The organism is Microbacterium proteolyticum, assembly GCF_029639405.1.
Classification (GTDB): domain Bacteria; phylum Actinomycetota; class Actinomycetes; order Actinomycetales; family Microbacteriaceae; genus Microbacterium.
The window spans coordinates 325,305-337,414 of record NZ_CP121274.1; the positions used below are offsets into that span (position 1 = coordinate 325,305).

At 72.2% G+C, this 12,110-nt stretch carries 12 protein-coding genes; 4 read left to right on the plus strand and 8 right to left on the minus strand.

The window, feature by feature from the left end:
* Positions 1 to 248: 248 nt before the first annotated feature.
* From ccsB to P8R59_RS02400, 7 genes are all read right to left on the minus strand, one after another.
* Positions 249 to 1,265 (minus strand): c-type cytochrome biogenesis protein CcsB, encoded by a 1,017-nt coding sequence (gene ccsB, locus P8R59_RS02370; RefSeq protein ID WP_278102555.1) that lies wholly within the window; start codon positions 1,263 to 1,265, stop codon positions 249 to 251.
* 4 nt (positions 1,266 to 1,269) lie between these two features.
* Positions 1,270 to 3,012, minus strand: coding sequence for a cytochrome c biogenesis protein ResB (gene resB, locus P8R59_RS02375; protein ID WP_278102556.1), 1,743 nt, complete (start codon positions 3,010 to 3,012; stop codon positions 1,270 to 1,272).
* Positions 3,013 to 3,037: 25 nt separating this feature from the next.
* Entirely contained in the window at positions 3,038 to 3,787 is a 750-nt protein-coding gene (locus tag P8R59_RS02380) for a cytochrome c biogenesis CcdA family protein (RefSeq protein ID WP_278102557.1), read from the minus strand.
* Positions 3,784 to 4,377, minus strand: a complete 594-nt coding sequence (locus P8R59_RS02385) for a TlpA family protein disulfide reductase (RefSeq protein ID WP_278102558.1) — start codon at positions 4,375 to 4,377, stop codon at positions 3,784 to 3,786. The genes P8R59_RS02380 and P8R59_RS02385 overlap by 4 nt, the downstream gene beginning before the upstream one ends.
* Positions 4,377 to 5,021: a histidine phosphatase family protein gene (locus P8R59_RS02390; protein ID WP_077052396.1), complete on the minus strand. Its 645-nt coding sequence runs from the start codon at positions 5,019 to 5,021 to the stop codon at positions 4,377 to 4,379. The genes P8R59_RS02385 and P8R59_RS02390 overlap by 1 nt, the downstream gene beginning before the upstream one ends.
* Before the next feature lie 84 nt (positions 5,022 to 5,105).
* Positions 5,106 to 5,792: a DedA family protein gene (locus P8R59_RS02395; RefSeq protein WP_278102559.1), complete on the minus strand. Its 687-nt coding sequence runs from the start codon at positions 5,790 to 5,792 to the stop codon at positions 5,106 to 5,108.
* A gap of 91 nt (positions 5,793 to 5,883) precedes the next feature.
* A complete protein-coding gene (locus tag P8R59_RS02400; protein WP_278102560.1) occupies positions 5,884 to 6,276 on the minus strand; it encodes a hypothetical protein in 393 nt (130 codons plus the stop codon).
* 67 nt (positions 6,277 to 6,343) lie between these two features.
* On the opposite strand from P8R59_RS02400, the gene P8R59_RS02405 reads away from it, so the two are divergent.
* From P8R59_RS02405 to P8R59_RS02420, 4 genes are read left to right on the plus strand one after another with little or no spacing between them, the layout of a single operon-like run.
* Positions 6,344 to 7,087 (plus strand): hypothetical protein, encoded by a 744-nt coding sequence (locus tag P8R59_RS02405; RefSeq protein WP_278102561.1) that lies wholly within the window; start codon positions 6,344 to 6,346, stop codon positions 7,085 to 7,087.
* Positions 7,084 to 8,340, plus strand: coding sequence for an adenosylhomocysteinase (locus P8R59_RS02410; RefSeq protein WP_278102562.1), 1,257 nt, complete (start codon positions 7,084 to 7,086; stop codon positions 8,338 to 8,340). Before P8R59_RS02405 ends, P8R59_RS02410 begins: the two co-directional genes overlap by 4 nt.
* Positions 8,337 to 9,632 carry an amidohydrolase family protein gene (locus tag P8R59_RS02415; protein WP_278102563.1) on the plus strand — a complete coding sequence of 432 codons (1,296 nt, stop codon included), beginning with the start codon at positions 8,337 to 8,339 and terminating at the stop codon, positions 9,630 to 9,632. The genes P8R59_RS02410 and P8R59_RS02415 overlap by 4 nt, the downstream gene beginning before the upstream one ends.
* The gene (locus P8R59_RS02420) at positions 9,625 to 10,992 is read left to right on the plus strand and encodes an NtaA/DmoA family FMN-dependent monooxygenase (RefSeq protein ID WP_278102564.1); all 1,368 of its coding nucleotides are present in this window, start codon (positions 9,625 to 9,627) and stop codon (positions 10,990 to 10,992) included. The genes P8R59_RS02415 and P8R59_RS02420 overlap by 8 nt, the downstream gene beginning before the upstream one ends.
* A 16-nt stretch (positions 10,993 to 11,008) precedes the next feature.
* Here P8R59_RS02420 and P8R59_RS02425 read toward each other — a convergent pair whose 3' ends face one another.
* Positions 11,009 to 12,001, minus strand: a complete 993-nt coding sequence (locus tag P8R59_RS02425; RefSeq protein ID WP_278102565.1) for a nucleoside hydrolase — start codon at positions 11,999 to 12,001, stop codon at positions 11,009 to 11,011.
* Between the last annotated feature and the right edge of the window lie 109 nt (positions 12,002 to 12,110).

The following is a 12,110-nucleotide window of genomic DNA, read 5'->3' on the forward strand; positions in this document are numbered from 1 at the left end:
GGACACCGGCGCGGCACATCCGCGTGTCTTGGACACTCAACGCCTTCGGCTGCGACGCCGCCGCGGCCGCGCAGGGGCGGGCGCATGCGAAGGATCCTGTGGCGCTCGACCCGGTACCCCGGCGTTCAGTGTCCAAGACACGCGGACACCGGCATGACACACCCGCGTGTCTTGGACACTGAACCGGGTGCGCGAGCCGCCGCCGCCACGCGCCCGCGGCTCGCGCCGAACCGCGGACCCCCGCGACCTCAGCTGGTCAGGCCGGAGTAGGCGTGGAGGCCCTTGAAGAAGACGTTGACGATCGTGAAGTTGAACAGCACGGCGGCGAAGCCGATGATCGAGAGCCAGGCCGAGCGGGTGCCGCGCCAGCCGCGGGTCGCGCGGGCGTGGATGTATCCGGCGTAGAGCACCCAGATGACGAAGGTCCAGACTTCCTTGGTGTCGAAGCCCCAGAAGCGACCCCAGGCGTCGTTGGCCCAGATGGACCCGGCGATGAGCGTGAAGGTCCAGAAGATGAACCCGACGATCGCGAAACGGTAGGCGAGCGACTCGAGAGCGTCGGCGTTCGGCAGGGTCTGCAGGAAGCTGCGACGGGGGGCCGGGGCGTCCGACGACGCCGCGAGGGCGAGCTTGCGCTCCCGACGCGTCTGCAGCAGCTGCATCACCGACAGCCCGAAGGCGAGGGCGAACAGCGCCGTCGCCAACGACGCGACGAAGACGTGGATGACGAGCCACACCGACTTCAGCGGATCGGCCAGCGGCACGACCTCGACGTGGAACGCCAGCGTCGCTCCGCCCAGCAGCACGATGGCGAGCCCGGTGATGAGCGCGCCGAGGAAGCGGAGGTCGAAGCGGGTCAGCACAACGAGGTACACCGCGACGACGAGCAGCACGCCGGTCAGCGCGAACTCGTACATGTTCGACCACGGGACGCGTCCCGCGGCGACACCGCGCAGCACGGTTCCCGCGAGGTGGAAAAGGAAGCCGAGCGCGACGAGCGCCGTGCCCATGCGCGCCCACAGGTACCGCGGTTTCGCGGAGGAGGTTCCGGATGCCGCCGACCGCGGCGACGCGTCGATGACGCCGCCGCCCCCCGCGGTGACCAGTTCGCGCGCGACGACCTCGTCCTTGGCCTTGATCGCGAGGTCGGAGCGGCGGGCCAGGTCGATCGCGTACGCGATGAAGGCCAGCACGTAGATCGCAACGGCCGTCCACACGAGCAGGAGAGAGATCTCGTCGAGGAGCAGCGGGTCGGTTCCGGGCATGGTGTCAGTCTACTTTTCCGGTGTCGGGGCGGCTCTGGTCGTCCGAAGCCGGACGGGAGGGGCGGCTCCGCGGCTTCGGAGCCGGGAGTGAGGGACGGTGCCGTTCGACGACCTGGTCGACCGCGGCGGCGAGCGTGGGGTCCTCCCCGCGGGCGAGGCCCGCGTACTCCACACGGACGGTGTCGCCGTGGGACGTGGCCTTCACCCACATGCGACGGCGCGGCACGAACAGCGCGGCGAGCAGGCCGAGGGTCGCGAGCGCGGCGAAGCCGAGCACCCAGGGACCCGCGAGATCACGGTGGATCGACAGCGACGCGAAGCGCTTCACCGACCCGGCGTATCCCGTGGAGCCGGCGGGCGCCTCGTTCTCGAACGTGATGGTGCCGAGGCCGTTCGGCAGGTCCTGGGTCTCGCCGGGCATGAGGCGCAGGGCCGGCGTGCCGCTGTCGCCCCCGGCGATCTGGGTCATGCCCGTGGGGTCGAGGGTATAGACCGACCGCGGGGTGCCGTCGTCGATACCGAGGTCGCCCGCGTACACGCGCAGGGTGAGGACCGGGTACTCCAGGTCGCCGTAGGTCGAGGTGAGCGCCCCCGACGTGAGGGTGTCCATCGTGGGGTAGAAGAATCCGATGAGACCGAGCTGCTCGGGCATGCCGTCGGCGACCTTGATGACGCCGAGCGAGGTCATGTTGGCATCCTGGGGAAGGAAGGCCACGGAGTCGTGGAACACCTCCACGCCGTCGGCGTTGCGGATGGTCACCGTCGGCGCGTAGCCGTTGCCGAGCAGGTAGACGCGGTCGCCCTGCACGTCGAGCGGGTGGTTGACCCGCACCTGTCCGTCCTGGCGCTGACCGTCCGGGGTGAGGGTGGTCACGTTGGCGGCGAAGTTGCCGGCCTGCCCCGAACCGGGCTGCCCGGGCGGCACGTAGGTGACGTCGAAACGGTCGAGCGTCATCGAGTAGGGGGCGAGGGCGTTGCTGTCGACGAAGCGGCCGGGGTTGAACGACGAGTAGTCGAGGAGGCTGTTGGTGAACGCCTGTCCCTCGACGAGGACGCGCTGCCCGGTGTAGGTGAATCCACCGCCGACGCCGACGGCGACGAGCACGCCCACGAGCGCGGCGTGGAAGACGAGGTTGCCGGTCTCGCGCAGGTACCCCCGCTCGGCCGAGACCGAGAAGGCGCCGCGCCCGTCGTACCGGGCGACGCGGTAGCCGCTCTTGCGCAGCTGCGCCGCGGCGGAGTCGACGGCCGCGGCCGCGACGGTCGCGGCATCCTGCCCCGGCGGCACGGGCACGTCGACGGTGCGATGGTCGTCCAGACGCGACAGCCGCGCGGGCGTCCGCGGCGGCTGCGCCCGCAGGGCCTTCCAGTGGTGCTTGGTGCGCGGCAGCACGCAGCCGATCAGCGAGATGAACAGCAGGATGTAGATCGCCGAGAACCACGGCGACGTGTAGACGTCGAACAGGCTGAGCTTGTCGAACACCGGCGCGAGGTCGGGGTTGTCGGTGAAGTACTGCGTGACGCCGTTCGGGTCGGCGCTGCGCTGCGGGACGAGCGATCCCGGGACCGCGGCGATCGCGAGCAGCAGCAGCAGCACGAGCGCGGTGCGCATGCTCGTGAGCTGGCGCCATGCCCAGCGCAGCCACCCGACGACGCCGAGGCGCGGCGAGACGACGTCGTCACCGGACGGGGGCGCGGAGTCGGCGTGGTCGGACGGGCGCAGCACGCCGTCGGTGGGTTCGGTCACGGTCTTCTTCCGGTCGGGCGAGAGGTCAGAGCGGGAGTTGGACACCCTGCATCACCCCCTGCAGCGTCGACATCCACGTGCCCCAGAGGCCGGTCACCATCAGCAGGCCGAGCACAATCAGCAGGCCGCCGCCGATGAGGTTCACGAGCCGGATGTGGCGACGCACGAACGCCACCGAACGGGTCGCCCACCCGAAGCCGAGAGCCAGGAGCAGGAACGGGATGCCGAGGCCCAGCGAGTACGCGAGGCCCAGGAGGGCGGCGCGGCCGGGGTCGCCCAGGTTGTACGACACCGAGAGGATCGCCGCCAGGGTCGGGCCGATGCACGGGGTCCAGCCGACCCCGAGCGCGATGCCCAGGAGCGGGGCGCCGATGAGGCCGAGGTTGCTGCGGGCCTGCAGGCGCACCGAGCGCTGGGCGAGGCCGAACAGCCCGACGAACACCAGGCCCAGGAGGATGATGACGACGCCCATCACGCGGGTGATCACGTCGGCGTACCGCAGGAAGAACATGCCCACGGTGCCGCTGAAGACGTTGACGGCCATGAACACCAGCGTGAATCCGGCGATGAACAGCAGCGTGCCGAACACCAGCCGAGACCGGGCCGGCGCGGATGCCGATCCCCCTCGCGGCGAGACGGCACCGCCGATGTATCCGAGGTAGCCCGGAACGAGCGGCAGCACGCACGGGGAGAGGAACGAGATCAGACCCGCGGCCAGGGCGATGGGGATCGCGAGCCAGAGCGCGCCGTCGAAGACGAGAGCGCCCGGGTTCACGTGGTCTCCGCGAGGACCGTGCGCACCATCGCCTCGAGGATGGATGCCTCGGGCAGCTCGCCGATGATGCGCGCGGCGACGCGGCCCTGCCGGTCGAGGACCAGGGTCGTGGGGGTGGCGTTGATGGGCGTCTTGTCGGCGAACGCCAACTTCAGTTCGGCGTCGCTCACCGCCATCAGGCTCGAGTACGACACCCCGTTGTCACGCGCGAAGGACAGAGCGGTCGCGGGCTGGTCGTACGTGTTGACGCCGAGGAACGAGACGTCCTGACCCTCGAACGTCTGGTAGGCCTGCTCGAGGCGCGGCGCTTCGATGATGCACGGGCCGCAGGTGGCGTACCAGAAGTTCACGACGAGCACCGTGCCGGCGTAGTCGGCGCTGGAGGCGGTGGAGCCGTTGTCGAGCGTGCCGGAGAAATCCACGGGCTCGCCGCGGTTCTCGGGGGCGAGCTCCTGCGTCTGGAACCCGTTGGCGGCGATGTAGCCCTTGTTGTCGCCGGCGCGGTACTGCTCGGCGAGCGGGTCGGCGCTGCACGAGGCGAGGCCCGCGACCAGCGCGAGGGCGGCGGCGGCGGAGAGGATTCGGCGCATCACACGGCTCCTACGTCGACGGCTCCGGCCGTCGCGGCCGGCTCGGCGTACGCCACCTCGACCCAGCGCGAGGAGCCGGCGGCGCCGTCTCGCCGCTCGAAGCTCGTGACGCTCGACAGCGCGCAGCGGCGCTTGCGGGGGTCGTGGCGGGTGGGCTGCTGGGAGAGCGCGAGGTGCGTCACCCAGATGGGGAGCTGATGGGAGACGACGACGACGTCGCCCGAGGGCACGCGGTCCCAGGCGTCGGCCATCGCCTCGGTCATGCGCGCGACGATGCGCTCGTACGGCTCGCCCCAGCTGGGCACCGCCGGGCGGGAGAGGTGCCGCCAGTTCAGCGGGTTGGCCAGGGCCTTCTTCATCCGTCGGCCCTCGAACACGTTGGTCGGCTCGATGACGCGATCGTCGATGAACGGCTCGATGCCGAAGAGTCCGACGAAGGGTTCGGCCGACTCGCGCGTGCGCTGCAGCGGCGAGACGACGAGGGCGCCGATCGGGCGCTCGAGCGCGTGCACGTACTCGGCGGCCTGCCGTGCCATGCGGCGACCGTCGACGCTCAACCCGAATCCGGGGAGCCGACCGTACAGCACGCGGCGGGGGTTGTGGACTTCCCCGTGGCGCACGAGATGGAGGCGGTCTGCGGGCACGGACTCCAGTCTACGGTCGGGTCTTGTGGGCACGCTGAGCGAGGAGCGCCGTTGGTTCGACGGCGACCTATCCGCCCGCCCCGGTCACGCGTCGCGGCGCGAGGCGAGCAACGAGCGCACGCGCACATAGAAGAACCACGCGACGCCCACCGTGACTCCGACGATGACGACGTACTTCAGGACGTCGGCGTACTGCTCGATGACGTGCCAGTTCTCGCCGAGCAGGTACCCGGCCAGCACGAAGATCGTGTTCCAGATGAGGCTGCCGGCGGCGGTGAGCAGGCCGAAGCGCCACAGCGGCATCTTCGCGACGCCGGCGGGGATGGAGATGAGGCTGCGGAAGATCGGCACCATCCGCCCGAAGAACACGGCCTTGCCCCCGTGCCGCTCGAACCACGCGACGGTGCGGTCGACGTCCTCGGGGTGCAGCAGCGGGACCTTCGCCGCGATCGCGCGGAGCCGGGCGGCTCCGAGCCAGCGGCCGAGTCCGTACAGCGCGAACGCGCCCACGACCGAGCCGAGGGTGGTCCACAGCAGTGCTTCGAAGAGCGTGAACGAGCCGCGGCTGGCGGTGAGTCCGGCCATCGGGAGCACGACCTCGCTCGGGAGCGGCGGGAAAAGGTTCTCCAGCGCGATCGCGAGGCCGGCGCCGATGGGGCCGATGATCTCCATCAGCGAGACGGTCCAGTCGGCGAGCGACGTCAGCCAGGACTGGTCGCCCGAGGAGGAGTCCGCGGACGCGCCGCGCAGGGTCAGGGTGCTGTCGGTCATCGGGTGCCTTCGCGCTCGGTGATCGGCCGCCCGTCCGGACGCCCGCACGAAGCCTAGGGCCGCAGGCTCGGCAGCACCTGTGAGGAGGAGGTCAGGATGCCGAGACCCCGGCGCCGACGATCGCGGCGGCGACGAACCACGTCACGGCCATGAGCGCGATCCCCGTCAGCGGCACCCAGAAGGCGATGCGGTGCCGCACCAGCCGGATGATCGCGACGACCACGGTCAGCAGCAGCACAACCCACGGGGCGAGGACGGCGAACCAGAGGCCGAAGTTCATCACGCCGTAGTCGCACGTCACGGAGCCGCAGGCGTCGGACGCGAACGCGAGGAAGAACCCCGCGTAGGAGCAGGCGAGGGCGGCGAGCGGCAGGAGGACGAGCAGCACGACGGTGATCACGAGGTCCCAGCCCCGGCGCGCGGGACGCGGCGGCCGCTCGGGCCGCAGCGTCCGGTACGACTCCGGGGAGAGGGAATACGTCACGGCCACATCCTAGAGATGCGGCGTCATCGATTCGCGTCGGACGGGCGTCGCGCCCTACGTTCGAGCCGTGTCGTCCTCCACGTCCGCCGCCCCCGCCGGGCCCGACGCCGTGTTCCCGATCGCGCGGGGGTTCCTCGACGCGCGTCCGGTCGGGCCCGTCGCGCTCTCCTACGGCGGCCCTCTTCCCGCCGTGCCCGCCGACCTCCGCGCCGATCTCCGCTCGGCCTGGGACCTCGACGTCATCCACGATCCCGCGGCGCCCGACCCGCTCGCCTCGCGGGCGTTCGGCATCCTGTACGGCCACCTGCGGGCCGAGCAGGTCGTTTTGGCACTGTCGGCTCGCACGAACCTGACGCTCGCCGGAGGCACGGTGCGCATCGTCGGTGACGGCGCGCCGGCCACCGCGCTGACGACGGTGCTGCGACGTCTGGGGGCCGCCGTCGTGCGCGCGACCGACGATCCGGTCGAACGACTCGCCGCCCGGCTCGACGGCATCCGCGTCGAGGCCGTCGCCGCGCCCGGCTCGACGCCCGTGACGATCCTGACGGGTGTCGGCCACGACGGCTTCACGGCGACCGACGTGCGGGGTCTGGTCGCCGATGCCTCCCCCCGGCCGGTGGATGCCGCCGACCTGCCGTCCCCGCGCCCGCACGTGCGCACGACCCCGAACGGATCCCTGGTGGAGATGCCCTCGCCCCTCCCCGTCGAGGGCGAGCGACCCACCTCGGCGCAGCTCCACCTCGTCGACGCTCTGATCGCGGCCCTGATCACCGGCGCCGACGACGCCTTCGCCTCGGCGGTGACTCCGTGAGCGGCCGGATCGCCGACCCGGGGCTGTGGCGGGCCGGGCACGACCGGATCGAGTGGGCCCGCGCCCACATGCCCGTGACGACGGCGCTCGCCGCGCGGCTCGCCCGCGACGGCACCGTCGCAGGGGTCCGCATCGGCGTCTCGGACGTGCTGGAGCCCAAGACCGCGACGATCGCCCTCGCGCTGGCCGAGGCCGGGGCCGACGTGACCGTCACCTCCGCCGGTCGCAACACCGACGACGCGGTGGCCGCGGCGCTGGCCCACGCCGGCATCCCGACCTACGCCCGCGCCGACGCCGACCGCACCGAGGACCGGGCCAACGCCCTGGCGCTCCTCGAGCACCGTCCCCACGTGATCGTGGACGACGGCGCCTCGACGATCCGCCTCGCCCACCTCGAGCGCCCCGACGTCGTCGCGGAGATGCGCGGGGCGACCGAGCAGACGACCTCGGGGGTACGGCCGCTGCGTCGCATGGAGGCCGAGGGCGCGCTGCGCATCCCCGTCGTGGCCGCCAACGACGCCCGGTCGAAGTCGCTGTTCGACAACATGCACGGCACCGGGCAGTCGGTCGTGTTCGCCGTCGCCGACGTGGCGGACCGCTCCTTCCGCGGCGCGACCGTCGCCGTCGTCGGGTTCGGACGCGTCGGAACGGGTATCGCGCAGCACGCCGCCGCGCTCGGCGCGCGGGTGGTCGTGACCGAGACCGATCCGGTCGCCGCGCTCCAGGCGGCCTTCGCCGGGTTCGAGGTGCGCACCCTGGCGGAGGCCGTGCGGTTCGCCGACATCGTCATCTCGGCCACCGGCATCCGTCACACGATCGACGTCCCGCATCTCGACGCGCTCCGCGACGGAGCGGTCGTCGCGGTCGGCGGCGGCGTGGGCCAGGAGATCGCCCTGGATGCCGCTCGCGCGGCGGGGGCCGTCGAGATCGCGCGCACGGGAGCCGTCTCGATCCTCCGGATGCCGAGCGGTGCCGAGGTCCAAGTCCTCGACGACGGGAACTGCCTCAACGTCAGCGCCGCCGAAGGCAACCCGGTGGAGATCATGGACCTCTCCTTCGGTGTCCAGCTCGCCTCCGTCGCCCACGTGCTCTCGACCCCCGACCTCGCCCCGGGGGTGCACGACCTGCCCCGGGCCGCCGACGACGAGGTCGCCGCCATCGCCCTCTCCTCGTTCGGCGGCACGTTGGACGCGCCGTCCGCGGCGCAGCAGGCGTTCCTCGCGACGTGGAATCCCGAGGAGGGCGAGGAGTGACCGTCGTCGTCCACCGCGCCCCGGTCGTCCTCTCTCCCGGCTCGCCGCCGCTGACGGACGGAGCCGTCACGATCGCGGACGGTCGCATCCGCGACGTCGGTCCCGCCGACGAGGTGCTCGCCGCCGCCGGCCCCGACGCCGAGCTGCACGAGTGGGACGGCGCGCTGACCCCCGGTCTCGTCAACGCCCACACGCACCTGCAGTACAGCGACATGGCGGCCGTCGGCCTCGCCGAGCACACCGGCTTCGAGGCGTGGATGAGCGCCTTCATGGAGCTCTACCCTGTCCCCCGCGACTGGGGCGCGTCGGCCGCGGCCGGCGCCGCCCTGGCCCTGCGCTCCGGCACGACGGCCGTCGCCGAGATCGTCACCGATGCCGCCGCCGGTTCCGCCGTGCACGACGCGGGGCTCCACGGCATCGCGTTCTGGGAGGTGCTCGGCTGGACCGAGCGCGCGTGGGCCGAGAACGGCGAGCGCACGGTGCGCGCCGAGCTTGCGGCCCTCCCCACCCCGCCGGCGACGGGTCTGTCGCCCCACGCGATCTACTCGCTCGACACGGCCGTGCTGCGCGATCTCTCGCGCCTCGCGCGGACGCTCGGTGTGCGCCAGCACATCCATGCGGCGGAGTCGGCGTGGGAGGACGCGTACGTGCGCTCCGGAACGGGCGATCTCGCCGAGCGGTGGCGGGCCAACGGACGCGGCGAGTTCACCCTGCTCCGCGACGGCGGCGTCGGCACGGGTGTCATCCGGTACCTCGACGACCTCGGCGCCCTGACCCCGACGACGCATCTCGCGCACGGGATCTACGTGGATGCCGACGACCGGGCGCTCCTGCGCGCCCGCGGCGTCAGCGTGGCGCTGTGCCCCCGCTCGAACGCCGTGATCGGCCTGGACCCGCCCCCGGTCGCCGCGTACCTGCGCGAGGGCAACGCGATCGCCGTCGGCACGGACTCGCTGTCGTCGTCGCCGAGCCTCTCCCCGTGGCAGGACGTCGCCGCGCTCGCGGACATCGCCCGCGCCCAGGGGTACGCCGACGACGACCTCCACGCGCGCCTGTTCGCGGCCGCGACGACGGGAGGCGCACGCGCCCTCGGACTGGACGCCGACACCGGCGTCCTCCGTGCGGGGGCCCGCGCCGACCTCGCCGTCTTCCCCGTCGCCTCGGCCACGCCGCGCGACGCCCTCGCTGAGCTCGTCGAGGACGGCCCCGCCGAGGCATCCCTCACCGTCGTCGGCGGCCGCGTCCGCTGGGCGACCACCGCCGATCACGAACGGACCACCGCCCATGTCTGACCCCCGCCCGCTGCTGTTCGGCCTCTACGAACAGGCCTGCGTCGGCAACGGCTCCTCGGCCGCGAGCCTGTGGACCCACCCCGCCGACGACCGGTTGTCGGCGACGTCGCTTGGGTATTGGACCGACCAGGCGCGGCGCGTCGAGGACGCCGGCATGGACCTGTTCTTCTTCGGCGACGTGCTCGGGCTGTACGACACGTACCGGGGCGGGGCCGAGACCGCGATCCGTCACGGCGTGGAGATCCCGGCGCTCGACCCGATGCTGCACATCCCGGCGCTCGCCGCGGTCACCGACCGCATCGCGTTCGGGACGACGGTGTCGACGACGTACGAGCACCCGTTCGCACACGCGCGCCGCTTCTCCACTCTCGACCACCTCACCGGCGGGCGCATCGGCTGGAACGTCGTGACGTCGTACCTGCCGGGGGCGGCGGCGAACTTCGGTCTGGACGTCATGGCGCACGACAGCCGCTACGACCGCGCCGACGAGTTCCTCGAGGTCGCCTACGCGCTGTGGGAGCGCAGCTGGGACGACGACGCGTTCGTCGGCGACAAGGCATCCGGGGTCTTCGCCGACCCCGCCAAGGTGCACCGCATCGATCACGTCGGCGAGCACTTCCGCGTCGCCGGCCCCCACCTCGTGACCCCGTCGCCCCAGCGCACCCCCGTGGTCATCCAGGCCGGATGGTCGCCGCGCGGCCGCGAGTTCGCCGCCCGGCACGCCGAACTGATCTTCGTGGGCGACTCCGATCCGGTCGCGGTGCGCGAGGGGCTCGCAGGCATCCGCCGTCGGGCGGAGGAGCTGGGGCGGGATGCCTCCCAGATCCGCGCCGTGGTGGGCATGAACCTCGTGGTCGCCCCGACCGCGATCGCGGTGCAGGAGAAGATCGATTCCCTCCAGGAGCACTACGCCGCGGAGGCGCAGCTGGCGGCCTACGCCGGGTGGGGCGGGATCGATTTCTCGCAGTACGCCGACGACGAGCCGCTCGTCAAGCGCAGCACGAACGCGACGCAGACGAAGGAGACGCGCAGCGACGCGCCCGTGCTCACCGCCGGAGACGTGCGCCGCCAGTTCTCGAAAGTGACCGCGTTCGCGGACGACCGCTTCCTCGGCACCCCCGACACCGTCGCCGACTCCATCGGGGCCTTCGTCGAGGAGTCGGGGGTCGACGGCTTCCTGCTGCACCCGTTCCTGTCACCCGGATCCGTCGAGGACTTCGCCGAGCTCCTCGTCCCGGCGTTGCGCGAGCGGGGGCTGTACGGCGGCTTCCCGCAGGACGGCACGTTCCGCTCGCGGCTGCGCACCGACCGCCGCGACCGCCTCGGCGACGACCACCCCGCGCGCTCCGGCGCGCGGTGAGCCGCCGGCGCCGCGGTCAGTCGCGCGGCGCCGGACCCGTCGAGAGAGCGTGGACGAACCGGCGGAGGAACTCCGTCTTGTCGAACGCCGTCACCGCGCGGACGATCGGCCCCTCCGGTGTCCCCCACACCAGCGGCAGGCCGTCGTGCGTGAGCGCGATGCGGGTCGCGAGGGAGTCGGCGTACGGCGTGTAGTCCACCGGTCCCTCGATCCAGCTCGTGACGATCTCCGGGCGGTGCAGGATGACGGTCGTCAGGCCGTCGTGGGCGGACGAGATCCGACGCCCCCACTTGTACTGGTAGAAGTCGTTGTACGCGTCGAGCACCTCGCCGGCGAACGTCGCCCACGGGGTCCCGACCCCGCGCAGCACGGCGAGCACGTGCTCGTCGAGGATCGCCGTCGCCGTGACGTTCACTCCCACCATGACGACGTTGCCGGAGTTGCGCGCACCGAACACGATCTCGGCGGCGCGACGGTCGTTGGCGGTGTTGGCATCCGTCAGGGTCGCACCACCCGGGGCCGGGTACGGACCCGCCCCGCCCATGATGACCACCGATCGGAACTTCAGGAACAGGTCGGGGTCGCGCTCGAGCGCGCGGGCGATGTTGGTGAGGGGCCCCAGGGGGTGCAGGTCCACCTCACCGGGGTGCTCCGCGGCGATGCGCACGATGGCATCCACCGCGCTCTCGTCCTCGACGCGCAGCTCGGCGCGGTCGAAGCGGTCGCCGAGGCCGTCGGTGCCGTGGACGAAGTCGGCGATGGACGCCTCGCCCTCGATCGGCGCGGCCTCCCCCAGGTGCACCGGGATGTCCTCGCGCCCCGCGAGCCGCAGCACGGTGCGGACGTTGCGCGCGGAGTCCTCCACCGGCGTGTTGCCGTAGATCGTCGTGATGGCCTCGATCGCGACGTCGGGCTGGGCCAGCAGGTACATGAGGGAGTGCGCGTCGTCGAGGCCGGTGTCGGTGTCCACGAGGACGCGGCGGACGACGGAAGGAGAAGCGGATGCCATGCACTCACCCTGCCCGGTCGCTCCCGCCGACACGGCGCGGTGTTACACCGCGTGACGCGTTCGTTCCCTGTTCGTCACGAGAACACCCCAGAGTGAGGGATGACGCGGG